Below are 24870 nucleotides of genomic sequence, written 5' to 3' on the forward strand. Positions count from 1 at the left end.
AGTGAAGAAGGAATTGCCCATCGTAAGCGAAGGTGCTGGGATGTAGAGGCCGTTTTTGGGAATATTAAGCAAAATATGGGCTTCAAAAGGTTTATGCTTCGGGGAATGGATAAAATAACTACCGAAATGGGGCTTATAGCAATGGCCCATAACCTAAAGAAGTTTAGTATAGCCTAAGAGAAAAGATACTACTTCTATTTTTCATTCTTAAAAAAATAGGAAAAACTGACCAGAGCCTACAGATCAAATAACACAAAAGAAAAAAACCGCCCAAAAATTACTTTTTAGACGGCCTCTTTTTTCAAAAATCCATGATGAGGATTTTTAATTATTTTATGCCGAAACTATTTCAGGTTAATTTTCTCAGTAAAGACCTTAGCGATGGCTTCCTTGCCACAGTGTACGTTTAGTTTCTGATAGATGTTCCTAAGGTGAGATCTGGAGGTCTCGAAAGCCATATTTAATTCGCTGGCGATTCGCTTTACACTAAGTCCCTTAATAAGAAGTTTAAGGACTTCAATTTCCCTGTCGGTGAGATTGTAATTCTCTTCATTCTTTTTAGAGGGTTTTCTAAAGGATTCAAGAACAAGTTTTGCTGCGGCAGGCGACATTGGTGCACCGCCATCCCTCAATTCGTTAACCCCTTCGTATACCTCAATAAGCGAGGTATTTTTAAGAAGAAAGCCGTTAGCACCCTGGCAAAAACACTTAAATAGTTTCTCTTCATCCAGAACACTGGTGTAAATAAGTACAAGGGTTTCTGGCCTCTCTTTCTTTATTATAGAAATCGCAGTAATACCTTCAGGCATTCCGGCATCAAGGATTACCAAATCCGGCTTCTCAAGTCTAAGGATCGCAGCGATATCTTTAACATTTTCGTAAGCTCCTAACACCACATACTCCCCTCCACTTTCCAGAACCGCTTTAAGCGATTCCCGAAGCTTTTCATCCTTTTCAAACAATAAAAGTTTGGAATGCATAATTAAAGAATTTAAAATCTAAAGTTTGCGGGTATAAATGCTACTGCGGAAAACTCTTTAAGACTGAATTTATTCAGTTTAAAGATTAGCAGGTCGTAATAATATCCGCTGGGGGAGGACATTAGCAATAGAAGTCTGAAATATTTTTCCAATACGTCATAAAGAAAAATACTTTTTAAAGTACATTGCTGAGGATTGGGGTGGTTTACTCCAGAGGTTTGCCTTTTCTTAAACCTGCTTATAGATTTAAGAGAAACAGGAAGAGCATATATCAGGCACCACTTTTCCATAAGACTGAGGTTAAAAATAACCCGGGGCTAAAATTTGGGAGGGCTATAAATTTAATGAAATTTAAACTTGCCACAAAGATTACAACAACTTGATTTACAACTAAATACAGGGGGTTTTCCCGTAATATTAAGTAAAATAATCTTTAGTACGAAATTGAGAATTTCATCCCGAAAATTAGAGTTTTCGCAGCAATAGGGAGATTTGCTTATAAACGATCCCTAATCTCAAATTTCCTTTACCTTGATGATCTTCACCGGGCAGGCCCCGGCTGCCGCTTCAGCCGGATCCAGGATACTATGATCGGGAGATTTCAGGGTATGAAAACCTTTATTGTCTGTAGCTCTCAAAAGCACCGATTTACCGTCTTTCTTCGACATCTGGAATTGAGCGGGAGCAAGCTCAACACAATAATTACAACCTATACACTTTTGGCGTTGCAGGGTGATTACTATCATCAGGCCTCAACCATTTTATACAGTTTATCTGAAAGTCTAACCCGGAACGGAAGCTTTATGGTACAAGAGTCCCCTTTGGTAGCTTTCTCAGCACTGGCCTCATTTACGTACAGCTCCTCCAATTCAATTTCTTTGGCGCCGGTACTGGGGCCGGTAACCAACAATTTATCTCCCTTTTTAATATCGTAGGCTTCTATCTTAAATTCGGCGATCCCGGCTTTAGGGAAATAATGGACTCCTTTCCCAACGTAAACTTTTTTCTGAGTGGCCTGGGAACCGGAGGTTTTACTCCATTCCCCCAGTTTCTGGCCGAGGTAATACCCACTCCAGAACCCGCGGTTATAAACCGTTGCCAGCTGTTCCATCCAGGTTTCTATTTTTTCTGAAGTAAAAGCATCTTCATAAAGCGCATCTATTGCCTCGCGATATACGCGAGTCACCGTGGCCACATATTCAGGGGCCCGACCGCGACCTTCAATTTTAAGGATCTTAATACCTGCATCCATTACCTGATCAAGAAAATCGAGAGTACAAAGATCTTTGGGAGACATCATATACTCATTATCGATCTCGATCTCAAAACCGGTTTCCTGATCGATTACGGTATATTTCTTTCGGCAATTCTGTTTACAGGCCCCACGGTTTGCCGAGGAGTTATCTGAATGCAGACTTAAATAACATTTTCCCGAAACGGCCATACATAAAGCCCCGTGACCAAAGATTTCAATCTTCACCAGCTCGCCGGATGGCCCTTTTATCTGGTCTTTTTCGATCTGCTCAGTGATCTTTTTTACCTGGCGCAAGCTCAATTCACGGGACAGCACCATAGTTTCGGCAAACAGGCTGTAGAATTTAACCGTTTCGATATTGGTGACGTTAAGTTGGGTAGAGATATGCACATCTATTCCAATTTCCTTTGCTGAAGCGATCACGGCCTGGTCTGAAGCGATCACCGCTGTGATCCCGGCCTCTTTTGCTTTGCTCAAAAGCGTTTTAATAAGCGAAAGGTCGTGATCGTAGATGATGGTATTAAGGGTAAGATAAGTTCTTACGTTTTTTTGTTCACATCTGCGGGTTATTTCCGGAAGGTCTTCCATCGTGAAATTTATCGAGGCCCTGGCCCGCATATTAAGCTGATCTACTCCAAAATAAACCGAATCGGCGCCATTGTCAAGAGCTGCCTGCAGGGATTCAAAATTTCCCGCTGGAGCCATAAGTTCCATCCTTGTCTTCATTTAAATCTGTTTAGTGATAATTTCAAGTCCTGATTTCAGGAAATAGTCTTTCTACCAAATCGCTTCGGCTGAAAAACACTACAAAAAAAGTAAAAATCCCATTTTCTCATTGTGATTAGGGTCATATTTCAACACATTTCTGTGCCTTTTCTTTGTTTTAAAATAAAGACAATGAATGCAAGCTTAGATATTAATGTCCTTCCGGAAGGACATCCGGTTAAGATTTACTTTGAAGAAAAAGAACTCATCCAAATTTTGCTAGGAGAACTGGAAGAAACCAGTCCCATTGAAGAAACCCAGAAATACTATAATATTTTCAACCAGTTACAAAGTATCGAAAGACGTTTTGAACGAAAAGAGAACCAATTATTCCCTTTTCTGGAGCAAAAGGGATGGAATGGCCCCAGCCAGGGCATGTGGTCTTTTCATGATAATCTCAGGGAGCAGTTAAGATTACTCCGGAAAAAGATAGCTAAAGGAGAATATAAAGATGTTGCTGCTGATGCCAGGTTTCTAACCAGCGGAATTCATCGGTTGCTATTGATTGAAGAAGATGTTCTCTTTCCAAATGCCCTGGAAATACTTTCAGAAAAAGACTGGATAGAAGTACGCAAAGGAGAAGAGGAAATCGGTTGGATGTTAGCTGAAAATCCGGTTGCTTTTCCGAAGGAAGAAGAATACATACACCCAAGCCAGGATACTACCAAAAGGGAACTCACTTTTAGCCTTGAGAATACCTCTCATTACGATGAAGGTTATATGACTGTAGATCAGGTCAACCTGCTATTAAAAACAATGCCCCTGGATATCACCTATGTTGATGAAAACGACAAGGTTATCTTTTACAATCGTGGTAAGGAAAGGGTTTTCCCAAGAAGTGCCGGAATTATAGGCAGGGAAGTTAGATTTTGTCATCCCCCTAAGAGTGTGGGCACCGTGTTGAAGATCCTGGAAGAATTTAAAAAGGGCACAAAAAACGAAGCTTCTTTCTGGATAAACTTTAAGAGCAGACTAATTTACATTCGCTATTTCGCGGTAAGAGATGCAGAGAAAAAATATAGAGGCGTTATAGAAATGTCTCAGGATATCACCGATATCAAAAAAATAGAAGGAGAAAATCGATTACTGAACTGGGATTAATACCCAGATATGTTCTTGTAGTTCAAAATTCTTATCTTTAACTAAATAAGAATTCTGAAGCTATTTTCAGAGAAAAAATCAATCACTATGAGAACAATAATATTCGCAGGGCTTTTAAGTTTTGCAGGCTTTGGAGCCACGGCCCAGGATGCCGAGATCCTTCCGAAGGAAATTCAGATAAAAACAGCGACTCTTGCCGCACCCGAAGAAGATCGGGACGGGGCAATGGTTTATGGATATGACGAAGCGGGGAAAATGATCGTTTTGAGAGAAGGAACCAATAACCTGGTTTGCCTTGCTGATGATCCCAACCGAAAAGGAGTCAGCGTTTCCTGTTATTCCAAGAAGCTGGATCCGTTTATGGCCCGGGGAAGAGAATTGCAAGCTGAAGGAAAAGAGATGATGGAAATAAGAGAGACGCGCAGACAGGAAGCAGAAGCCGGCAGCCTGAAATTACCTGACTCTCCCAGTATGACCTATATCCTAAGCGGGGATGAGGAAAATTATAACAAGGAAACCGGAAAACTAAAGGATTCGCATATGCGGTATGTAATTTATATGCCATATGCTACCACCGAGGAAACCGGCCTTCCGGATAAACCACATATGCCGGGAATGCCATGGCTTATGGACCCCGGAACACACCGGGCTCATATTATGATCACACCGCCTAAAGATCAGTAAAAAAATAATCGAATCCCGGAACCTTAAAGTTTCGGGATTTTTTTTGGTTCAGGACCTACTTCCTATGCCGATTGCGAATAGTCCTTAGTTTCCAGTATCCCATTTTATAATAGATAAAGGCTACAATTGCCGCCAGAAGGTTAGAGATGGGGAAGGCCCACCAGATCCCTTCAAAACCCAGTCCGGTATTATTTGAAAGTACAAAAGCCGTGGGAAACCTTATCATCCAAAGGGCAAAAACAGAAATCAACAGGGAAGCTTTTGTGAAGCCAGCTCCGTTAAAGACCCCGTTTAAAACCTGCTGCACACCAAGCAACCCAAAACTGGGCGCCATTATTTTAATAAATATAGAGCCATCTCTTATCACTTCGGGATCATCAGGGACAAAAAAGGCGGTTACCGGCTCGGCAAAAGCAAAGAGCACCAAGCCAACGGCCGTAAGGCCAAAGAAAGCAATTTTGGCACTCAGGTTTCCAATCAACTCCGCTCGTTTGATCTTCCCGGCTCCTATATTCTGACCTACCAAAGTCGTGGTTGCCATAGCAAAGCCCAGGGCGGGAACAACGATAAGGCTCAGGATACGACTACCAATTCCATAGGCTGCTACTACCTCACTTCCAAAACTCGTTACCAGCATTATTAGCACCGTCATCCCAGCGGCGCGAGTAGACATTTCCATACTGGAAGGGATGCCTATATTAAACATTCGCCGGGTCCAGGGGGAGTCAAACTTCATCTGGCTGAAACTTATGCTAATCCCCATTTTTCCGCGGAAAAGGATAATAAGTCCGACTAGAGCAGACAGCCCCTGAGTCACAATACTGGCAACTGCAGCACCCGCCACCCCATAGCCCGGGATGGGGCCATAGCCAAATATGAATAAGGGATCCAAAACCAGATTCAGAAAAACAGTAGCCAAAACAACGTACATCGGTAGGAGCACGTTGCCTATACCACGCATTAATGACTGGAAAACATAGAACATAAACAAAAAGATGAAGCCCCAGGAAGAGACCTGGAAATAACTTACTGAATCCTCCAGAATCTCGGGGCCTGCCCCGATCAGTTTCATCAGCGGGGCAGCCGAAAAATAACCGACAACGGCCAGGAGCACCGAAATAAAGAAGATCACAAAAACGGTTTGAGAACTGCTGTAATTTACCTGCAACTGGTCCTCGGCTCCTTTATACTGGGAAACAATCACGGTACCTGCCAGGGTGAGGCCTGCCCCCAGGCTAAGGATAAGAAATAGAATAGGGAAACTAATACTCACTGCAGCTACGGCATCGGCGCCAATACGCCCCAGCCAAAATGTATCGATTAGCTGATAGGCAGTTTGTAGGATATTAGCCAGAATTATAGGCCAGGCTAGTCTTACCAGGTTATTGAGGATTTTACCTTCGGTGAATTTCACCTGTTTTTTTTTTGCCACGGGAATGAAAATAGTTTAAGACTGCAAGTAAGGAAAATATCGATAAAGCCCGGCTTTCCCTGGTTCTGAAATAAATTATTTTAAGGATAATTTATAAAAAATCGTGGCGAGAAGACCGGATTTAGTACTCTTAAAAGAATGCACAAAAAAGCCTCTTAACTTATAAAGCAAAGAGGCTCCCTTATTCCGAAGACATCCTTTGGGGGGCTCCGGAAAATCAGGTTAACTAAATTAGCGAATTTTCTTACAAATAAAAAATGTGTTTAGGAGTTTCTCAGAGCCTCAATGAGTTCATCCTTTGTCATTTTGCTCCGGCCTTCAACGCCCACCTTTTTAGCCTGTTGGTAAAGCTCTTCTTTGGTGCGCTCCTCATATTTATCGGCCTTTCCTCCCTTTTTACCTGAATCAGGGTCATTAGCGATACGGGCAGCTTTTTTTTTGCTCATTCCTTCCTTGCGGAGTTCCTCATATTGCTCATCGTCTTTAATACTTGGTCCGTGATCTTTAGTCATGACTTATAATTTTAAATTCTGATTTCAAGTTAAGAAATTTGGTTATCCCGAAGATTGAAATTTCCAAATGATTTTCTAAATACTTCCTTTATTAACAGACTTTTATAATCCTTAGATTCCTGAAAAATAAGTTAAAACCTAACGTTTCCCAACTGATTTTGTTTATCTTATAAATGTCCTCCCAATCTGTTTACCCATTATGAAATCAAACATGAAAGGCTATGAAATCAAACATGAAAGACTCTGTAAGAAGGTTAAAAGAACTCTATATTTTAAATAAAAACCTGGAAATGTTCTACCGGAAAATCCGGGAGCGGGAGAAAAGACTTTTTTTAAAGAGTCTGTTGACGCGCTTAGTCCAGGAAAAGAGTAGTTTTAACCACGATATTCGACGTCACCTAATGCGTTATACAAAGAGGGATCCTGCAAGTGAGGTAAAGGCTTTAGTCGAATCCAGAAAATTTATGCCCGAAACCGGTAGAGAAAAAATAGAAGCGGTGTGTCTTAAGATGGAATTAAACTCTTATAAACTCTGCCAGGAAGCCCTAACAAAAACTACTGTAGGCGAAATAAGGGCTACCCTGCTGGAGCACCGGCAACAAATGAGGGAATTGCTGGAAAATTTAAAAACAATGAATAAATATGTTTTATAGAAATCTTTAGCGACGGTGCCATTTGGTTTGGAACAGGCTTACGGCTATCTGTAGAAAAACAGTTAGGATCGCCGCGACAGCCAGATGTTGCAGGGCAGTAAAAACCCCCAAAGTATAAGAATCACTAAAGCGGGAAGAATTCCCGAATAGGTTAAGCGCATGTTGAGTGAAATAACCAAAGACGCCAAAGGCTAAAACAAGAAAAAAATAGGTGAGAATAAAGAAGAAGTTATTTTTCTGTGTCCATTTATAATACACTGAGACTACCATCATTCCCACCCAACTTAGCCAGATACTTAATTGATACCCGGTAATATCAGCTCTTATTTCCCCCGGATTTTGTGCCGAAGTAAACAGATCTAAGACTCCATACGCCTGGTAAAGAGGGTACAATAATAAGATGATAAAAATAAGGATTAGGAGTTGTCTTTTCTTCATACTTAATAGGATAACACTATATTTTTAAAGCAAAAGAAAATCCCGGGCCAGATAGCCTCCTACGGGCCCGGGAATCTTTGATTGGTTAGATCTAAGAAGTTAATTCTGTTATTTATATTCGATCCTACCTGAGAAAAAGCAATTTTTTGTAAGAGCAAAAAACAGAAATAACTTCTTAATTTTAAATCACATACTCTGTAAATTTAAGATTTAAGGAAGGTACTATCAATGGATTTAACGTTTTTAACGCTTTTATAATCAATTTGTTAGGCTTGATATTTCTTAATCGATATTAATTCCATTTCATCCGGAAATGACCACAAAAAACCCCTTATTTTCCTAAAGGCTTAAAAAGAAGAACGGTTTTCCCGATATTCCGTCCTAACAGACTCCAATCGGGACAGGCTTCTCAACGATCAATCTCAAGGTTACTGAAGAATTGGAATTGTACAGTAAAGAAATAAGATTAAAAATATATCTTACATTGAATTCTTCCCATATTGATTATCCTCAAATTTTATGTTTAGTCCACAACATTTAGGCTTGATCCCAAAAAATTTGACATAAAAAAAGGCGGATTATTAATCCACCTTTTTTTGCCCCAAATCTACCATGAACTTAACCTACTTATGTTATGGTCTTATGAATATAAGAAGAAAAGATGCCATGCAAAATACTTTTAGCCCAATAACCTAAATACTTGATAAATGCCTTCTTTGGAAAAACATTTGTAGGAATTTTCTTTTATTTTGGGATAGTCACAACATTTAGGAATGATTCGGTATAAGATTATCATCAAATTAACGAAATAAAAAAAGCCCCTCGTTTCCGAAGGGCTGAATAAAGGGGTGGAAGACCGGTTTCGAACCGGCGACCTCCGGAACCACAATCCGGCGCTCTAACCAGCTGAGCTACAACCACCATTTTAATTGCGGTTGCAAATGTAATTTATTTCTACTATTTCCCAAAGAAAAAAATCATTTTCGGATGGAAAAAATCAAATCAAATCAAAAACCGAATCCACCGCCACGTAACGTTCTGCCGTAAATCCCTCAGCGTGTTCGGTATTGATCAATCTCCCAAGGTCTCTTGCCCTGTATGTAATACTGTCTAAAAAATTAGAACTGGAAATTGGAGTTTGAGGCTCTTTGGAACTCTGGTCAAAAAACTGGGTCTTATATGCCAGTACCGATTCAAGTTTCTTGTCCATATACCCCGTGATATCCACCACGAGATCCGGTTCCAGATTTTTCCACTGTATGTAATGAAATACCTGCTTAGGCCTCCAAGCCTCCTGGTTCTTCCCGCCATTAATGGTTTCTATTTTGCGCAGTCCACTAAGAAAACACGCATCACTAACCAGTTTAGCCCCTTTCCCGTGATCAATATGCCTGTCCTCAACGGCATTGCAAAGCACGATCTCCGGTCGGTAATTTCTAAGGATCTTTATGATCTCCAATTGGTGCGCGGTATTGTTCTGAAAAAAACCATCGCTAAATTCCAGGTTGTGACGCATAACCACGCCCAGAATTTCCGCTGCAACTTTAGCTTCCTCATCCCGGGTTTCGGCGGTACCTCTGGTTCCAAGTTCACCCCGGGTCAGGTCAAGAATACCCACTTTCTTTCCACGGTCTACCTCTTTGGCGATAGTGCCTGAACAACTTAATTCCACATCGTCGGGATGCGACCCAACAGCTAATATATCTAACTTCATAATATTTACTTTGTCATTTCCGTGAAGACGGAAATCTAATTTTAAATCAGTCAAAATACCTTCAAACTTCCCAGGGTGAACTTCTAACCTCTAACTTTCTCTAAAGCCTGTTCCAGGTCTTCCAGAAGGTCTTCCTTCTCCTCTATCCCAACCGAAAACCTCAACAGGCCATCCCGTATCCCTTGTTTCTCCCTTTCTTCTTCGGAAAGGAGTCCGTGGCTGGTTTTAGCCGGAGAAAGAATGGTTGATTCCACACCGGCAAGGCTCATCGAGGATTTAATCAGTTTCAATTCCTTCTGAAACAGATCGGCATCAAGACCTTCCCGAAGTTCAAAAGACATCATTCCCCCAAAACCACTCATCTGTTTTCTGGCAATGTCATGATCGGGGTGAGATTCAAGACCGGGGTAGTATACCTGAGCAACATCGGGATGTTTTTCCAGGGATTTTGCCAATTCCAGGGCATTTTCATTCTGAGCTCTTACCCGAATTCCCATGGTTTTCAGGCTGCGTTCCAGGAGCCATACGGTATAATCGCTTAGGCTGCCACCAAAATTTTTAGCCAGTTGAAAGATGGTATCTATTTTTTCTTCCGAAGAGATCACCGTTCCGGCAAGAATATCGCTATGCCCACCCATATATTTCGTCGCCGAGTGTATCACCACATCAATTCCCATATCAATAGGGTTCTGGTTTACCGGCGAGGCAAATGTATTATCTATCATACTCACCAATCCATGATTCTTTGATATTTCGGCAACGGCCTTGATATCGGTAACAGTAAGTAGCGGATTAGAGGGAGTTTCTATGTAAATTACTTTAGTATTCGGTTTGATTTCCGCTTCAAAAGAAGAAGGCTTAGAATCTTCCGTAAAAGTGTATTCAATCCCGAATTTATCGAACTCCTCGGTTACCAGGTTACTGGTCCCGCCATATAGGGTATTCTGGAATACCACGTGATCGCCTTTATGTAAAAAAGCCATCAATGCAGTGCTTACTGCGGCCATTCCGCTGCCAAAGATCAGGGCTGCATCGCCATGTTCCAGGGCGGCCATTTTTTTAGCAAGGGCCACCTGGTTTGGAGTATTGAAATATCTTGGGTAACGTTTTACCTCTACATCTTCAAAAGCGTAAGAGGTGGCCATATATAAGGGAGAAACTGCCCCTTTAAATTCTTTGTCTTCCAGTTCGCCGGCGTGAATACAAGTTGTATTTATTCCGTGAGTTCTTTTTGCCATATTATGTCTATGAATTAATTTTTAAAAATTTCCCCTAAAATAAACATAAGCCTATAGTTTCCCAGCATTTCCTTTATTTTTCTTCCCTGTTTTATATCTTTATCTGGCAAAACCCAAAAGAAAATGAAATTACTGTTTACCAATATAAAGGAACTGTTACAGGTAAGGGAGGCTTCCGTAGAAAAGCTATCCGGAAAAGAGATGAAGGAATTGCCCACGATTAAAAACGCCTGGTTGCTAATTGAAGATGGTAATATATCAGACTTCGGAAAAATGGACAATCTTTCTGAAATTAATGCCGATGAGACTATTAATGCCGAAGGAAAGATCGTTTTACCCACCTGGTGCGATTCCCATACCCATATCGTCTACGCCGGAAACCGGGAACAGGAATTCGTAGACCGCATCAACGGGCTCAGCTATGAGGAAATCGCCAATCGTGGCGGTGGTATTCTTAATTCGGCTAAGACCCTGCAGGAGACTCCTGAAGAGGAAGTATACCGGCAATCGGCAGAGCGTCTGGAAGAAGTAATGAGCCTGGGTACCGGCGCGGTGGAGATCAAATCGGGGTACGGACTTACCAAAGAAGGGGAACTCAAAATGCTTCGGGTAATCAAGAGACTGAAAGAAAATTACCAGATTCCTATTAAAGCTACCTTCCTTGGCGCTCACGCCCTTCCGAAGGAATATGATGGAAATACTTCGGCATATATCGACAAAGTGATAAATGAGATCCTGCCGGAAGTCGCAAGGCAAAAACTGGCAGAATTCATAGATATTTTCTGCGAACAGGGCTATTTTACGGTAGAGGATACCAATCGATTGCTTTCAGCAGCGAAGGAATACGGGATGAAACCCAAGATCCACGTCAACCAGTTCCACGCCATTGGCGGAATTCAGGCAGGTGTAGAACACGATGCCCTGAGCGTAGACCATCTGGAGGTAATGCGCCCCGAAGATATTGAAAGCCTGAAGGGTACTGCAACTATGCCGGTAGCCCTTCCCACTTGTTCCCTGTATTTAAGTATTCCCTACACCCCCGCACGTGCTATTCTGGATGGCGGATTACCCCTGGCCCTGGCAACCGATTTCAATCCGGGTAGTACTCCCAGCGGAAATATGAACCTGGTGGTTTCCCTGGCCTGTATCAAGATGAGGATGACTCCTGAAGAGGCCATAAATGCAGCGACCATCAACGGAGCTTACGCGATGGAACTCAGCGAGACCCACGGCAGCATCAGCAAAGGAAAAAAGGCGAATTTTATCCTGACTAAAAAAATTCCATCGTATGCTTTCCTGCCTTATGCCTTCGGAACCAATTCTATCGAATCTGTATATATTAACGGTGAAAAAGTAAAATAATGGAAGGCCTGAAGCTCTATAATTTCAAAACAGTGGAAAAGCTGATCTCCCCCCGGAAAGGCGAAACCAAATTCGGCGAAAAGATCGCGTTCATCGAGGATATAAATGAACTCAAAGAACATACTGCAAAATTCGTAATCTTCGGAATCCCGGAAGATATCGGGGTGCGTGCCAATCACGGAAAACCCGGAACCTCAAATGCCTGGGAAGCCTGCCTGAGTTCTCTGTTGAATATTCAGCATAATGAATATACCCATCCTGAATCCCTTCTTCTACTAGGACATATTGATTGTTCTGAAGAAATGAAGAAAGCGGGGAATATAGATGATGCCGATCCTAATTATTTGCCTAAACTGGGAGACCTAACAGAAATTATAGATCAGAAAGTGAGTACGCTGGTGGAATACATTATTTCAGCAGGGAAGATCCCTCTTATCATCGGAGGCGGACACAACAATGCTTACGGTAATATTAAAGGCAGTTCTAAAGCTATTGGGAAAGCACTTAATGTGCTTAATATAGATGCCCATACCGACCTAAGACGGCTGGAACATCGCCACAGTGGGAATGGCTTCAGCTTTGCCAGAGAAGAAGGTTTTTTAAACCGGTATACGATCTTTGGCCTGGCACGAAATTATACGCCGCAGTATATTTTTGATGAGATTGAGGCTTCAGAGCAAACCGAATTCAGATTATTCGAGGAATTATTGGAGTATTCTTCAGAAGATCTCAATACCGCCTTTATGGACAGCCTGGAATTTGTTCGGGATGAGGAATTCGGACTGGAACTGGACTGCGATGTAATAAAGGATTTTCCTGCCAGTGCACAAACTCCTTCCGGTTTCAAGATAGAACAGGTGAGACATTTTATAAGCCTTGCTGCGCGTTTACCTGAATGTAGTTACCTGCATTTATGCGAAGCGGCCCCTACCCCTGCAGGCTCAGCACAGGTTGGAAAAGCACTATCGTTTTTTATAACAGATTTTCTAAAAGCAGCCTATGGAAGGTAAAAGAACTTATTGAATTACTGCTCTCATTTTAGAGATGATAGGAATCCCGGTCATGGCAATCGGGACTTTTATCGCTTTAGGTCGCTATGCTTTTAAGGGACAAGGAAGATAAATCAGGAGTTTTAAGCAGATTCGGGAGGAATTAAGTCGGGCCATCCGGCCTGGCCCGGAGATCCTGATTGGCGCCGATATTATCGCCACTGTAGTCCAGGATGTGAAAATGGAGCAAATTTTAAAACTCGGACTCATCATCCTGATTCGAACCTTTTTGAGTTTTACCCTGGAGGTGGAAATTGAAGGACAATGACCCTGGAAACAAGGAAAATACAGAACCACCGGCAAGAAGTAAATCACCCGAAATCTTCTTTTTCTATTCTTCCTTTGAAAGTTTCTGGTAGACTCCGTTTGTCCAGCCAAAGCCGTCCTGAGTTGGGTATTCCCCTCCCCCGCTCTCTTTACTCAGGTCTTCCACATTGTATTTTTCCAACAATTTATAACTCTTCTGATATACGTTCTGGTTCAGGTTCAACCAACGCTGCCTAATTTCTGAAGCAAGTTGGTCTTTGCAATAATTCCGGAGCCCTTCAATGCTCATATATTGCAAAGGTGCCCAGCCATTGGGCGCATCCCATTGTTGCCCGGTATTATGCGGGGTGCTTACTAATCCGCCTGGTCTAAGAAAGACCTGTTCCAGGGCCTCGGCCAGCCTACGGGCCTGATCTTCTTCTGAAATTTCAAGGAATAAAGGATAAACTCCAGCCAGCGAATAGATTCCCGTGGTATTATCATTTTTAAAATTATAGTCGAAATAAAAACCAGTCTCTTCTTCCCAAAGGTATTTCTGTACAGCGGCCTTTCGGTTTTTTGCTTTTCTTCGGTAGATTTCCGCCTTTTCAGGAGCTGCTTCCAATTCATAGCCCCGGGCAAGTGTTTGCTCCAGATTATAAAGCAGGCTGTTAAGATCTACCGGAATAATTTGCGTGGTATGAATGCTGTAAAGATTAAAATCCCCATTCCCATTTATACTAAGCCATCGGCTGGAAAAATCCCAACCTGATTCGGCGGCGGCCCTTAGATCCCGATAAACTTCCTCCCGGGTACGATGTGGATTTTGAGCAATGGCCCTTTCAGCGGTTTCCACATCCTCGCGATAACTTTCGGGCCTTGGGGTGTCTTTATCATCCCAATACCGATTCAATATTTCCCCATCGGGAAGCTTTACTACTCTTTTATAGGCCTGCAATTCTGAATTATCGCTGCCGTTCATCCAGAAATCATGTTCTTTTTGCAAAGCCGGCAGATATTCTGTATAAACTTCTTCCCCCTGGATTTCGGCGAGCAGCTCGACCATCTTCGCAAAAAATGGAGGCTGAGAACGGCTTAAATAATAAGTGCGGTTTCCGTTGGGAATAAAACCATAGGTCTCGATGAGCCAGGCAAAGTTATCTACCATATTCCTGATGGTTTCGGTTTCACCGTCTTCCTGAAGACCAAGCATAGTGAAATAACTATCCCAGTAATAGATCTCACGAAACCTCCCGCCGGGAACTATATAGGGATTAGGAAGAGGAATTAAAGTACCCGAAACTTGTTTATCTGAAGGTCGCTTAAGCACCTCCCATAATTTCTGTATGTGCAGGTTAATAGAAGAAGAATCGGTTTTATAATTCGTGTTCGCTTCGGGGATTTTGAAATTTTGATTCAAAAAAGCCTTCATTTCAGCGTGGGTCTCAGGTTGATCTTCAGAATATTTCTTCCGAATATCTTCCGGAGCAAGACGCGGTACCGCATCTACAAAAGTTTTGCTGTCTGGAAACAAGGAATCATTCTCCTGGACCTCAAAAAACAATTTCCCGTAAAGATCTTCCGGCGGCAAAATGCTTAGCTGCTTTTCATCGATCCTTTTTTCTTCAGTCTTTATTGCTGAAGAGCACCCGGTCAATATTAGGAAGGAACACAGAAACAGAAAATTAACTGGAAGCTTTTTCATAAAATCAATTTTTGCTTAGTCAGGCTCCGGTGAAAGTAAAGAATAATTTATAATTCAGTGTTTTTGGACTTAAAGGCAATCTTCGGAAACAGCTTATTTTCCTATTTTAGCCAAAAATATCAGCATAGTAAAATGGAAATAATCTCTTACCAGTCACAATACGCCAAAGATTTTAAAGAGCTAAATATAGCCTGGCTTGAAAAGTATTTTTGGGTAGAACCCCACGACGAAGAAGTACTGGGAAACCCCGAAAAATATATCATTGAACCGGGTGGAACAATATTTTTTGTAAAAGAAGCAGATGAAATCATTGGTTGCGTTGCATTGATGAAAATGGACGAGGGCGTATTTGAACTCACTAAGATGGCAATTACTCCCACATATCAGGGAAAGAAGATCGGGCAGAAGTTAATGGAACATAGCATTAGATTCGCAAAAGAACAAGGCTGGGATTATCTGATTATCTTTTCAAACAGAAAGCTTGAAAATGCCATTTATATCTATAAAAAATATGGTTTTGAAGAAATTCCTATTGGAGCAAACAACCCCTATACCCGTGGAGATATAAAGATGAGACTTAACCTATCCTAAAAATTAAAAAAAACTACGTTTTTCTAGTTTATGTTAATTAGTTTTATTGCAAAATAACGAAACATGAAATATTTATTCACTTTAATGGCAGTTGGAATACTTTTTACAGGCTGTAAGAATGAAGGAAATGACAGTCAGACCGAAGATTCGATGAGCGAAAACCCTTATGGGGGAGAAACAAACTATCTGGAAGCAGATACGGTAGATATAGACATCCAACCCATCACCCACGCTACAGCGGTTATTAATTGGGGCGATGCCACTTTCTACATTGATCCTGTAGGCGGTATCGAAGCTTTTGAAGGAAAAGAAAAACCAGATTTTATCCTCATTACCGATATTCACGGGGATCATATGAACGCTGAAACCATAATGGCTATGGATACTGAGGGCACACCTATTATTGTTCCGCAAGCGGTAAAAGATGAATTGCCTGAAGAAATGAACGATATTTTAAGAACTTTACAAAACGGTGGTACCACTCGTGTACTTGACTTCTATATTGAAGCCATACCCATGTATAACCTTCCCGAAGATCCTGAAAGCTACCACCCTAAAGGGCGGGGTAACGGCTATGTAGTTGAGAGAAACCGTCAAAGACTTTATATCGCCGGAGATACAGAAGATATTCCTGAAATGAGGGAATTAGAAGACATTGAGATCGCTTTAATCCCAATGAATCTTCCTTACACGATGACGGTAGAAGATGCTGCAGATGGAGTTTTGGCTTTTGCTCCTGAAAAAGTAATTCCTTACCATTTTAGAGGCGAGGACGGATATTCCGATGTGGAAAAATTTAAAGAACTGGTAAACGAAGGCAATAAAGATATTGAAGTAGAAATCCTGGAATGGTATCCGGACAGAGAGGAATAAAAATAAGATTGTAAATAATAAAACCCGGTGATGAGCCGGGTTTTTTGTTCTTTACATTTTTTGATCGATCTTAAGCCTGGAGCCTGATGGGCAATTTGTACTCTCTTATAGACTTATCTAATTGTGTATTAACCTTTTTGTAATTCAGGCGTTTCTTTATCACGCTTTTTATATAAGGGTCGTTACACTCCACCGATAATACCACGATCTCATTGTCTTGGTTGAAAGTAATAGTCAGGTTAACTATTTTCTCTTCCTCCTCGAGTTCTATAGGCAGATCTTCAAGAAGTTTTTCCACTTCATATTTAAAAGAAGAAGATGGGTCGATGGGCAGTTCGGCTGCCTTCACTGCTGTACCAAAACCAATGGCCAGCACCAATAGAAATAACTGTAAATTTTTCATAATAATATCATTTAAAAGGTTATACATTAAAAAAGACCAAGTAATTTTTTAGTTGTTACAGTTGTGATTTGAATTTTAGAAAAAAATTAATCCTGTCCGGCTAAGCCTTAAAAAGAAGATACAGCAAAACGGGTAGAGAATGTTGCAAAAAATTCATTGGGGTAGTAAATACTAAAACAACGAGAAATTTCATGTTTTGGGTTAGGAGGTTTCAAAGGAGTTTTGATTATAGAACTTTGAGGTTTCTCAATCGCCAGATTGCTTCTTCCGATTCAAAATTCTGGATGGCAATGACAGGCTCATATCGAAATAACTCAAGGTCGGGGTCAAATGAAAGTTAGTAGAATTTCGATTGATAGCTTTCCTGCCTTCAAACGAAAAACTTTATATAGGCCACACCCACATAATCATTGGAATACCCACCAGGACAATGATTACTTCCAACGGAAGCCCCATGCGCCAATAATCGGTAAATTTGTAACCACCAGGTCCCATTACCAAGGTATTAGACTGGTGACCTATGGGAGTTAAGAATGCACAAGAACCACCAACGGCTACTGCCATAAGAAAAGGATCTATTGAATAACCTAACCCATTGGCAACACCAACCGCAATTGGAGCCATTAATACCACCGTTGCAGCATTGTTTATGATATCTGACAGAAACATTGTAATAACGAGAATAATGGTAAGCATTGCCCAGGCAGGCATCGTTTCCCCTAATTCAAGGACCCAGGAGGCAATGAGATTTGCTCCACCACTGGTTTCCAGAGCAACTCCCACAGGTATCATAGCCCCCAGCAAGACAATCACCGGCCAGTCAACACTTGTATATACATTTTTTATGGGAAGAACTCCGCTTAATACCATCCCTACTGCAGCCATTGAGAATGCCACCTGCACAGGGAGCAATCTTGTAACTACAAGAGTTACAGATAGGATGAAAATGCCCATAGCCAAAAGGATCTTTGTCTGGTAACCAATGCGTAAACTACGCTGAGCTAAAGGTAAACAGCCCATATATTTTATGGTATCATTAAGCACCTGCTCACGCCCCTGGAGCAGCAAAACATCTCCTGTTTGAAAGACAATCTTGTTTAATCGCCGGCGAATACGTTTTTCGCGACGGGCGATCGCAACCAAATTGATACCATACCGGCTGCGAAAATGTAAATCGGAGACTGTGCGCCCTATTAAGGAGGAATCTGCCATTACCACCGCTTCAGCAACCATGATCTTATCAGATCCTTCGGCATCTTTTAAGAATTTCTTATCCCCAACCAATTTAACCTTGGTATCTTCGATAAATGTTTTAAGGTCATCCGCATCTGTTTCAAGAAGAATTATATCTTTTTTAAGCAATACATAATTGATTTCAGGGGCATGAATGAGTTTATTATCCCTTACCAAACCGAAAACCTGCACATCGGTATCTGAGATATCTGCCAATTCCGAAATAGGTTTTCCAATGACTTTCGAATCTTCAACAACTTCAACTTCTGTAATATAATCATCAATATCGAAACTATTTTCATCAGACTTCTTCCCGATTCTTTTTGGTAACAGCCGCCATCCAATAAGGACAATAAAAACAAGTCCAGAAAGCATAATTGTTAAACCCACCGGAGAAAAATCAAACATATTGAAAGGTTCTCCAATTACTTCAGCACGGAATGTTGCTATAATAATATTTGGAGGTGTTCCGATTAAAGTTGTCATACCTCCAAGTAAAGATGCAAACGCTATCGGCATTAATATGTAGGAGGGCGGATTACCACTTTTACGTGCCAAATGTATTGCGATGGGCATCGTTATCGCCAGGGCTCCCACATTGTTCATAAAGGCGGATGCTACTGCAACCAAAAGTGAAAGCACCAGGATCTGTACCAGTAGTTGATCACCGATCTTCATAATCCATTTACCCAACACGTCAATCAGCCCCGAAAACTCAAAGGCTTTTCCAATGATTAATACCGATGCCACTGTTATTACTGCAGGGTGACCAAACCCTGAAAAGGCCTGAGCAGGATCAATTATACCAGTTACAATAAGGATGAAAAGTGCTATCAACGCCACAAAATCATGACGAATACGACCCCAGGCAAACAGGCCAACCGTGAGGATAAGGGTTCCGAAAACAATATTATGAGTCATTTGGATAAATTAAAATCAATTTTGACATCAATACTGATTATTAAATTTAACCATTGTTAACATATATCTTCAATTCCATACCATTTAATTCATAGATAGCTATTGTTTTTTAATCATTAGTGTCCGGTTAATATTTTCCTTTGGATTTCCCGCTTTATAGTAATTTGGTTTTACCACAAACTTTATTACTATGAATAAAAGTACACACTTTAGCGGACATCCCATACTCTAGCAAAACTTTCCCCGGAAGTATTTTCTGGGCCATAGCCCAAATGCCATTAAAATTCAGATTTGTTGCGGATTGATTGTACAACTGCTGATGCTGGTGGTGCAAAAAAGGATCAAGAAAACCTAGGCTTATTCAAATATGATCTCCATGGTGCGCCTACACCTGATAAGTTATATAAACCTGTTCATTTTTTTCAAAAATCCTTCCCAAAAAGGGACTATCTCACTAGCAAACTTCCAGATATACAGCTTTCATTCTTCTAGTTCCACCAAGCTATTTGGGTAGGAGCTAAAAAAGACGACTTTATTGAACTGTTTAATCTAAATCCGGGTTTTTACCGGACACTAATGAAAAGAATAAGTTTTGTAGATTTAATTTCAAGGAATATATTTTAAGGTCATTCTGAATTGATTTCAGAATCTCACTTGAAGTTTACTGTAAAGGATGAGATTCCGGATCGAGCCCGGAATGAACGGTTCCATTCAAAGGTCATTCTGAACTTGATTAAGAATCTAACTCCTTTAGACTTGCATTGTTATATTTATATCGAAGTTTACCGTAAAGGATGAAATCCCGGATCAAGTCCGGGATGACGATAGAATATTTTCCATAAAAAAAACCGCCCAGAAGGCGGTTTTCAGAAATCATATTTTCTCCAGATTATTAGCTAAGTACTTCCTGTACTTTATCGGCTGCTTCCTGGAATTCTACGGCAGAATGAATTTTCAATCCGCTGTTGTCTATTAGTTCTTTTGCGATATCGGCATTGGTTCCCTGCAAACGCACAATTATTGGCACATTTACTTTATCTCCAAGGTTTTTGTAGGCATCAATGATTCCCTGTGCCACACGGTCACAACGAACAATACCTCCAAAGATATTTACCAAAATAGCTTCTACTTTATCGTCTTTCAGAATAATTCTAAAAGCTTCTTCTACCCTTTTGGCATCTGCAGTACCTCCAACATCAAGGAAGTTTGCAGGTTCTCCACCCGCCTGCTTGATAAGGTCCATCGTTGCCATTGCAAGTCCGGCGCCGTTTACCATACAACCAACATTTCCATCAAGGTCTACATAGTTTAGGCCTACTTCCCTGGCTTCTACTTCGGTTGGATTCTCTTCACGAATGTCACGCATTTCTGCATAATCCTTATGACGGAAAAGCGCGTTATCGTCAAGCGTTACTTTAGCATCTACGGCAAGGATCTTGTCATCGCTGGTTTTAAGTACCGGGTTGATCTCAAAAAGAGAAGAATCAGATTTTTCAAAAGCGGTGTAAAGCGCGGTCACGAATTTCACCATTTCTTTAAAAGCTGTGCCACTAAGACCTAAATTAAAAGCCACGCGACGTGCCTGGAAAGGAAGCAATCCTACGGTAGGATCAATCTCTTCGGTGAAGATAAGGTGCGGAGTCTTCTCGGCAACGCTCTCAATATCTACTCCACCTTCGGTAGAATACATGATCATATTTCTTCCGGTAGCACGGTTAAGCAATACCGACATATAGATCTCTGAGGTCTCGCTGTCTCCGGGATAATAAACATCTTCGGCAACAAGTACCTGGTGTACTTTTTTCCCTTCGGCTGAAGTTTGCGGAGTTACCAGGTTCATCCCGATAATATCTCCTGCGATTTCTTCAACTTCTTTCAGGTTTTTGGCAAGTTTAACCCCGCCACCTTTACCACGGCCACCGGCATGTACCTGGGCTTTGATCACGTGCCATCCGGTTCCGGTTTGTTCGGTTAATTCTTTGGCTGCGTTCACGGCCTCGGTAGCATTATGTGCTACGATCCCACGCTGAATGCGGACTCCAAAACTATTTAAAATCTCTTTTCCTTGATATTCGTGTATGTTCATAATCAGGTATTTCTTCAGATTTAATTACGGTAAACAAAAGTAACAAAACCAAAAGTATTGTACCAATCTTTTTTCCTTTAATAATGCAGGTTTCCACAGGAAGCAAATATTTGATCTGCCGAGGAATAATCCTCTATAATAGTACCTTTAAATAACCAAACCAAGTTTCTTTGTATTCCTAAGAAAACAATTTAGAGGAATTCGTTATTTTTGAGACTTGTGCTTGCGGGAGTTTTATTTTCTCCTGTATTTTGCGACTTAATATTTATCCCTATATGACCAATCAAGACCTGCTGGCCATTGCCAAAGAATTTGAAAGCCCTGTATATGTTTATGATGCCGAAAAGATCGCTTTTCAGTATAATCGGCTAAAAAATGCGTTTAGCGAAATAGAAGACCTACGTATTCATTACGCGGTAAAAGCACTTTCCAATATTTCTATTCTGAAGTATCTTAATTCTATGGGCTGCGGACTCGATACGGTATCGGTACAGGAAGTGATGCTGGGACTAAAAGCGGGAGTAGCCCCTAAGGATATTATCTATACTCCCAACGGCGTTTCCCTTGAGGAGATCGAGGAAGTGGTAGAGCTGGGAGCCCAGATCAATATCGATAACCTTTCCATCCTGGAACAGTTTGGAGCCAAGCATCCTGAGGTGCCGGTTTGTATTCGAATAAATCCGCATATTCTCGCAGGGGGAAATGCCAAGATCTCAGTTGGTCATGTAGATTCCAAGTTCGGGATCTCTATTCACCAGATGCCGCTTCTATTGCGCATCGTTGAAAATACAGGGATGAATATCAACGGAATTCACATGCATACTGGCAGCGACATTCTGGATATTGAAGTATTTCTGCGTGCCTCCGAAATACTTTTTGATGCGGCAAAAAACTTCAAGAACCTTTCATTCCTGGATTTTGGGAGTGGATTTAAAGTGCCCTATACTGCAGGCGACATAGAAACCGATATTGAAGAACTGGGAGAAAAGCTCACCCATAGGTTCAAGGATTTCTGCAAGGATTATGGCCGCGAGCTCACCCTTGTTTTCGAACCCGGAAAGTTCCTGGTTAGCGAAGCCGGTAAATTTCTCGCCCGGGTTAATGTGATCAAGCAAACCACCTCTACGGTTTTTGCAGGGGTAGATTCAGGTTTTAATCACCTTATTCGACCTATGTTCTATGGCTCTCATCACGATATTCATAACATCTCCAACCCTGAAGGCAAGCAGCGGTTTTACTCGGTGGTGGGTTATATCTGCGAAACCGATACTTTTGCCAACAACCGCCGTATCGCAGAGATCACGGAGGGAGATGTATTGGCTTTCAGCAATGCCGGGGCTTATTCCTTTTCTATGGCCAGCAATTTCAATTCCCGATATCGTCCTGCGGAAGTATTGTGGTATAACGGAAAAGCTCATTTGATAAGGGAAAGAGAGACTTTTGAAGACCTGTTAAGGCATCAAGTGGTGATCGATCTTGAAACGATTACTTCGGAATAGACTTTCATCAGATATTTAAATCGCTAAAAAGGAAAGTAATGGGTTTTGCTTAACTTTCCCTTCGGAAAAAAACCTGCCCGATGAGCCTGTATTTTATCGCCATTCTCCCACCTGAAGCTCTGAGCAATCGCATCAAAAAGCTGAAACTGGAGCTTGCTGAAAATTACCAGGCTCGGCGTGCGCTAAAACTCCCGGCACATATCACGCTTCAAATTCCGTTCAGAATGAGCAAGACCAGGGAAGAAAAACTACATAAAATTCTGAGAGATTTCGCCGAAAACCAAGAACCTTTTGAGATAAAGACAGCGGGTTTTGGAAGGTTTTCACGCAAAGTTCTGTTTATAGCCATAGCCGAAAATCCAGAAATGGTCCAGCTCCACCAGAAACTGCAAAAAAGTCTTGACAAAAATCTTCGGTTAAAAGAAAATGAAAAAGGCAACAACTTTCACCCACACTTTACTTTGGCCACCCGTGACCTCAGCATCAAAAACTTTGAACCTGCCTGGAAGGAACTTAAAGATCGAGGGTTCAAGGCTTCTTTTACTGCAGAAAGTCTGGTGCTTTTTAAACATAACGGCAAAACCTGGGATTGTTTTGGAGAGTTTTTTTTTAACAAGCCCTCCACAACTACAAGTAATTAAACTGCTTCAAAGGTTCCAAATATTTCTGCAGAAACCGGGGATTTTGTATTCAGGTATTTTTGCAATGCGTCAACTGCCCGAATCCCACTTTTAGCCCTTTCTTTACCGTATTTTCCCGGGACACCCTGCGAGGTTACATAGCAGGCCGTATAATTTTCCTCCGGGTTAATCGGCTCCTCCCCTATGAATAATTTTTGAATACGGGTAGCGGTACCCACCTCAATTTTAATATAGGCCTTTAAGCCAAGGCAGCGCTTAACAAAGCCTCCTTGTTGCTTATAGGCATCCCCCGAAAAAGTCTTCTCAAGATTTTCCTCCAACATATCCAGAATTTCACGACCTGTTAGTATTACTGTTTCTATCACGGGGTTGACGGGAATAATATTGTGCAAATCATTATTGGTTATTGATCCGGGAACTATAGGTGCACCATATCTCCATCCATTAGAAAAAGCCAACTGTGACCCGGTAGCCATTAACATGGCTTGTAGCAAAAGATTATCCATAGAGGATTCCAGGATATTGTTCCTATCTAATGCCTTAGTTGTTTCTCCAGCTTTTTTATTCAAATATTCCCGATATGGCAACAAAGCATTTTCAATTTGCTTTTTCAATTCCTGATCTTCCGGAAACTCTAGAGTTACTTCTACAAGTTCAAAATTCACATCCTTAATTTTCTTATCCTGAAGTGTTACATCCAGTCTTCCCAAAAAAGAGCCATGACAGCCAGATTCAATCATTATAGTATTTCCAACCTTCACCATTGATTCGGTGCGATAGTGAGTATGACTGCTTAAGCATATATCAACCCCCTCAACTTCTTTCATCAATTTCAGATTTTGCGGGAATCCAAGATGTGATATCAAAACAATTACATCTGCTTTTTCCTGCTCTTTAAGAGTTTGAATATGTTTTGGTAATTCTTCATTACCCAGAGTAAAATAAATTCCTTTGCTAAAATGGGCAGGCATTGTTTTATCCACAATATTAGAAGCAATGCCAATAACAGCTACTTTAATCCCTTCGATCTCTTTAATGATCCAGGGTTTGTAAAGTAATTCGTTAGTTTCTTTATCATAAACATTTATAGCTAACATGGGATAATTCAACTCTGCCGTAATTTCCTTAAAACGTTCCGGGCCGTATGCGAAATCCCAATGAGCTGTCATAGCATCCAAACCGAGATGGTTAAGGATAGATACTAAAATTTCTCCTTTGGTTTGAACTACGGGATAGGTTCCGTGAAAAGTATCTCCCCCGTCCAGGGCTATTACCGCTCCCTGTTTTTCTTCACGTATTTTTTTTAAATATTGAGAAATCCGGGTATAACCGCCTGCTTTGCGATATAGCTTTTGCCCCTTTTCCCAAAACATTTCCTGATGAGACTCCATGTACCCATGCACATCAGTGATTTGTATAAGGCTAAATTCTTTTAAATTTTCCATAAGATATTTGCCGTTTAAAAATTGGCTTAATTTTTCTGTGTAGG

Annotated in this window: 25 protein-coding genes and 1 tRNA gene; 11 read left to right on the plus strand and 15 right to left on the minus strand. The window is 41.2% G+C overall.

Going from position 1 to position 24870, the window contains the following annotated elements; translation table 11 throughout:
• Positions 1–177, plus strand: a 177-nt coding sequence (locus BM266_RS11220; protein WP_139220631.1) for a transposase, incomplete at its 5' end; no start/stop codon positions are given.
• 167 nt (positions 178–344) lie between these two features.
• Here the strand turns inward: BM266_RS11220 and BM266_RS11225 are convergent.
• The 4 genes from BM266_RS11225 to BM266_RS11240 form a co-directional block, all read right to left on the minus strand.
• On the minus strand, positions 345–980 hold the full coding sequence (locus tag BM266_RS11225) for a response regulator transcription factor (protein WP_093409641.1): 636 nt from the start codon (positions 978–980) through the stop codon (positions 345–347).
• A gap of 11 nt (positions 981–991) precedes the next feature.
• Positions 992–1270, minus strand: coding sequence for a hypothetical protein (locus BM266_RS11230; RefSeq protein WP_093409644.1), 279 nt, complete (start codon positions 1268–1270; stop codon positions 992–994).
• Positions 1271–1495: 225 nt separating this feature from the next.
• The gene (locus BM266_RS11235; RefSeq protein ID WP_093409646.1) at positions 1496–1726 is read right to left on the minus strand and encodes a ferredoxin; all 231 of its coding nucleotides are present in this window, start codon (positions 1724–1726) and stop codon (positions 1496–1498) included.
• Positions 1726–2961, minus strand: a complete 1236-nt coding sequence (locus BM266_RS11240; protein WP_093409649.1) for a U32 family peptidase — start codon at positions 2959–2961, stop codon at positions 1726–1728. The genes BM266_RS11235 and BM266_RS11240 overlap by 1 nt, the downstream gene beginning before the upstream one ends.
• 171 nt (positions 2962–3132) lie before the next feature.
• On the opposite strand from BM266_RS11240, the gene BM266_RS11245 reads away from it, so the two are divergent.
• Positions 3133–4101: a DUF438 domain-containing protein gene (locus BM266_RS11245; protein WP_093409651.1), complete on the plus strand. Its 969-nt coding sequence runs from the start codon at positions 3133–3135 to the stop codon at positions 4099–4101.
• Positions 4102–4188: 87 nt separating this feature from the next.
• A complete protein-coding gene (locus BM266_RS11250) occupies positions 4189–4785 on the plus strand; it encodes a hypothetical protein (protein WP_093409654.1) in 597 nt (198 codons plus the stop codon).
• Between the two features lie 55 nt (positions 4786–4840).
• Here BM266_RS11250 and BM266_RS11255 read toward each other — a convergent pair whose 3' ends face one another.
• On the minus strand, positions 4841–6217 hold the full coding sequence (locus BM266_RS11255; protein WP_093409657.1) for an MATE family efflux transporter: 1377 nt from the start codon (positions 6215–6217) through the stop codon (positions 4841–4843).
• Positions 6218–6480: 263 nt separating this feature from the next.
• Positions 6481–6729 (minus strand): DUF7218 family protein, encoded by a 249-nt coding sequence (locus BM266_RS11260; RefSeq protein ID WP_093409659.1) that lies wholly within the window; start codon positions 6727–6729, stop codon positions 6481–6483.
• A gap of 221 nt (positions 6730–6950) precedes the next feature.
• Between BM266_RS11260 and BM266_RS11265 the strand changes: the two genes are divergently transcribed.
• Entirely contained in the window at positions 6951–7382 is a 432-nt protein-coding gene (locus tag BM266_RS11265; protein WP_139220632.1) for a hypothetical protein, read from the plus strand.
• Positions 7383–7388: 6 nt separating this feature from the next.
• On the opposite strand, the gene BM266_RS11270 is transcribed toward BM266_RS11265, so the two are convergent.
• From BM266_RS11270 to BM266_RS11285, 4 genes are all read right to left on the minus strand, one after another.
• On the minus strand, positions 7389–7820 hold the full coding sequence (locus BM266_RS11270; RefSeq protein ID WP_093409664.1) for a hypothetical protein: 432 nt from the start codon (positions 7818–7820) through the stop codon (positions 7389–7391).
• A gap of 846 nt (positions 7821–8666) precedes the next feature.
• Positions 8667–8742, minus strand: a tRNA-His gene (locus tag BM266_RS11275).
• Positions 8743–8817: 75 nt separating this feature from the next.
• Positions 8818–9534 (minus strand): bacillithiol biosynthesis deacetylase BshB1, encoded by a 717-nt coding sequence (gene bshB1, locus BM266_RS11280; RefSeq protein WP_093409865.1) that lies wholly within the window; start codon positions 9532–9534, stop codon positions 8818–8820.
• Positions 9535–9617: 83 nt separating this feature from the next.
• Positions 9618–10772: a trans-sulfuration enzyme family protein gene (locus tag BM266_RS11285; RefSeq protein WP_093409666.1), complete on the minus strand. Its 1155-nt coding sequence runs from the start codon at positions 10770–10772 to the stop codon at positions 9618–9620.
• A 123-nt stretch (positions 10773–10895) separates the two neighbouring features.
• Here BM266_RS11285 and hutI point away from each other — a divergent pair, with 123 nt between their 5' ends.
• The 3 genes from hutI (at position 10896) to BM266_RS17595 (ending at position 13451) form a co-directional block, all read left to right on the plus strand.
• Positions 10896–12134, plus strand: a complete 1239-nt coding sequence (hutI, locus tag BM266_RS11290; RefSeq protein ID WP_093409668.1) for an imidazolonepropionase — start codon at positions 10896–10898, stop codon at positions 12132–12134.
• A complete protein-coding gene (locus BM266_RS11295; RefSeq protein WP_093409670.1) occupies positions 12134–13144 on the plus strand; it encodes a formimidoylglutamase in 1011 nt (336 codons plus the stop codon). Before hutI ends, BM266_RS11295 begins: the two co-directional genes overlap by 1 nt.
• A 130-nt stretch (positions 13145–13274) precedes the next feature.
• Positions 13275–13451 (plus strand): DUF1622 domain-containing protein, encoded by a 177-nt coding sequence (locus tag BM266_RS17595; protein WP_394333125.1) that lies wholly within the window; start codon positions 13275–13277, stop codon positions 13449–13451.
• A 63-nt stretch (positions 13452–13514) separates the two neighbouring features.
• On the opposite strand, the gene treF is transcribed toward BM266_RS17595, so the two are convergent.
• Positions 13515–15134: an alpha,alpha-trehalase TreF gene (treF, locus tag BM266_RS11305; RefSeq protein WP_093409675.1), complete on the minus strand. Its 1620-nt coding sequence runs from the start codon at positions 15132–15134 to the stop codon at positions 13515–13517.
• A 132-nt stretch (positions 15135–15266) separates the two neighbouring features.
• Between treF and BM266_RS11310 the strand changes: the two genes are divergently transcribed.
• Both BM266_RS11310 and BM266_RS11315 read left to right on the plus strand, forming a co-directional pair.
• A complete protein-coding gene (locus tag BM266_RS11310) occupies positions 15267–15725 on the plus strand; it encodes a GNAT family N-acetyltransferase (protein ID WP_093409868.1) in 459 nt (152 codons plus the stop codon).
• Between the two features lie 63 nt (positions 15726–15788).
• Positions 15789–16598 carry an MBL fold metallo-hydrolase gene (locus BM266_RS11315; protein ID WP_093409677.1) on the plus strand — a complete coding sequence of 270 codons (810 nt, stop codon included), beginning with the start codon at positions 15789–15791 and terminating at the stop codon, positions 16596–16598.
• Between the two features lie 70 nt (positions 16599–16668).
• Here BM266_RS11315 and BM266_RS11320 read toward each other — a convergent pair whose 3' ends face one another.
• From BM266_RS11320 to sucC, 3 genes are all read right to left on the minus strand, one after another.
• Positions 16669–17001: a hypothetical protein gene (locus BM266_RS11320; protein ID WP_139220633.1), complete on the minus strand. Its 333-nt coding sequence runs from the start codon at positions 16999–17001 to the stop codon at positions 16669–16671.
• Positions 17002–17385: 384 nt separating this feature from the next.
• Positions 17386–19155 carry an SLC13 family permease gene (locus BM266_RS11325; RefSeq protein ID WP_093409683.1) on the minus strand — a complete coding sequence of 590 codons (1770 nt, stop codon included), beginning with the start codon at positions 19153–19155 and terminating at the stop codon, positions 17386–17388.
• An 892-nt stretch (positions 19156–20047) separates the two neighbouring features.
• Positions 20048–21241: an ADP-forming succinate--CoA ligase subunit beta gene (gene sucC / locus BM266_RS11335; RefSeq protein ID WP_093409688.1), complete on the minus strand. Its 1194-nt coding sequence runs from the start codon at positions 21239–21241 to the stop codon at positions 20048–20050.
• A gap of 275 nt (positions 21242–21516) precedes the next feature.
• Between sucC and lysA the strand changes: the two genes are divergently transcribed.
• Positions 21517–22740, plus strand: coding sequence for a diaminopimelate decarboxylase (lysA, locus tag BM266_RS11340; protein WP_093409691.1), 1224 nt, complete (start codon positions 21517–21519; stop codon positions 22738–22740).
• An 80-nt stretch (positions 22741–22820) separates the two neighbouring features.
• Positions 22821–23381 (plus strand): 2'-5' RNA ligase family protein, encoded by a 561-nt coding sequence (locus BM266_RS11345; RefSeq protein ID WP_093409694.1) that lies wholly within the window; start codon positions 22821–22823, stop codon positions 23379–23381.
• Here the strand turns inward: BM266_RS11345 and BM266_RS11350 are convergent.
• The gene (locus tag BM266_RS11350) at positions 23378–24826 is read right to left on the minus strand and encodes a bifunctional metallophosphatase/5'-nucleotidase (RefSeq protein WP_217648156.1); all 1449 of its coding nucleotides are present in this window, start codon (positions 24824–24826) and stop codon (positions 23378–23380) included. The two genes, BM266_RS11345 and BM266_RS11350, sit on opposite strands and share 4 nt — an antisense overlap.
• Positions 24827–24870: the final 44 nt, after the last annotated feature.

It is taken from the genome of Salegentibacter flavus, from assembly GCF_900115145.1.
Classification (GTDB): Bacteria; Bacteroidota; Bacteroidia; order Flavobacteriales; family Flavobacteriaceae; genus Salegentibacter; species Salegentibacter flavus.

Coding starts and splice junctions, on each gene's coding strand:
- BM266_RS11270 (WP_093409664.1), bottom strand. CDS start 7,820: ATGAAGAAAAGACAACTCCTAATCCTTATTTTTATCATCTTATTATTG.
- bshB1 (WP_093409865.1), bottom strand. CDS start 9,534: ATGAAGTTAGATATATTAGCTGTTGGGTCGCATCCCGACGATGTGGAA.
- BM266_RS11245 (WP_093409651.1), top strand. CDS start 3,133: ATGAATGCAAGCTTAGATATTAATGTCCTTCCGGAAGGACATCCGGTT.
- BM266_RS11295 (WP_093409670.1), top strand. CDS start 12,134: ATGGAAGGCCTGAAGCTCTATAATTTCAAAACAGTGGAAAAGCTGATC.
- BM266_RS11285 (WP_093409666.1), bottom strand. CDS start 10,772: ATGGCAAAAAGAACTCACGGAATAAATACAACTTGTATTCACGCCGGC.
- hutI (WP_093409668.1), top strand. CDS start 10,896: ATGAAATTACTGTTTACCAATATAAAGGAACTGTTACAGGTAAGGGAG.
- BM266_RS11260 (WP_093409659.1), bottom strand. CDS start 6,729: ATGACTAAAGATCACGGACCAAGTATTAAAGACGATGAGCAATATGAG.
- BM266_RS11265 (WP_139220632.1), top strand. CDS start 6,951: ATGAAATCAAACATGAAAGACTCTGTAAGAAGGTTAAAAGAACTCTAT.
- BM266_RS11315 (WP_093409677.1), top strand. CDS start 15,789: ATGAAATATTTATTCACTTTAATGGCAGTTGGAATACTTTTTACAGGC.
- BM266_RS11310 (WP_093409868.1), top strand. CDS start 15,267: ATGGAAATAATCTCTTACCAGTCACAATACGCCAAAGATTTTAAAGAG.
- BM266_RS11230 (WP_093409644.1), bottom strand. CDS start 1,270: ATGGAAAAGTGGTGCCTGATATATGCTCTTCCTGTTTCTCTTAAATCT.
- sucC (WP_093409688.1), bottom strand. CDS start 21,241: ATGAACATACACGAATATCAAGGAAAAGAGATTTTAAATAGTTTTGGA.
- BM266_RS11250 (WP_093409654.1), top strand. CDS start 4,189: ATGAGAACAATAATATTCGCAGGGCTTTTAAGTTTTGCAGGCTTTGGA.
- BM266_RS11240 (WP_093409649.1), bottom strand. CDS start 2,961: ATGAAGACAAGGATGGAACTTATGGCTCCAGCGGGAAATTTTGAATCC.
- treF (WP_093409675.1), bottom strand. CDS start 15,134: ATGAAAAAGCTTCCAGTTAATTTTCTGTTTCTGTGTTCCTTCCTAATA.
- BM266_RS11225 (WP_093409641.1), bottom strand. CDS start 980: ATGCATTCCAAACTTTTATTGTTTGAAAAGGATGAAAAGCTTCGGGAA.
- BM266_RS11350 (WP_217648156.1), bottom strand. CDS start 24,826: ATGGAAAATTTAAAAGAATTTAGCCTTATACAAATCACTGATGTGCAT.
- BM266_RS11345 (WP_093409694.1), top strand. CDS start 22,821: ATGAGCCTGTATTTTATCGCCATTCTCCCACCTGAAGCTCTGAGCAAT.
- BM266_RS11235 (WP_093409646.1), bottom strand. CDS start 1,726: ATGATAGTAATCACCCTGCAACGCCAAAAGTGTATAGGTTGTAATTAT.
- BM266_RS11325 (WP_093409683.1), bottom strand. CDS start 19,155: ATGACTCATAATATTGTTTTCGGAACCCTTATCCTCACGGTTGGCCTG.
- BM266_RS11320 (WP_139220633.1), bottom strand. CDS start 17,001: ATGAAAAATTTACAGTTATTTCTATTGGTGCTGGCCATTGGTTTTGGT.
- lysA (WP_093409691.1), top strand. CDS start 21,517: ATGACCAATCAAGACCTGCTGGCCATTGCCAAAGAATTTGAAAGCCCT.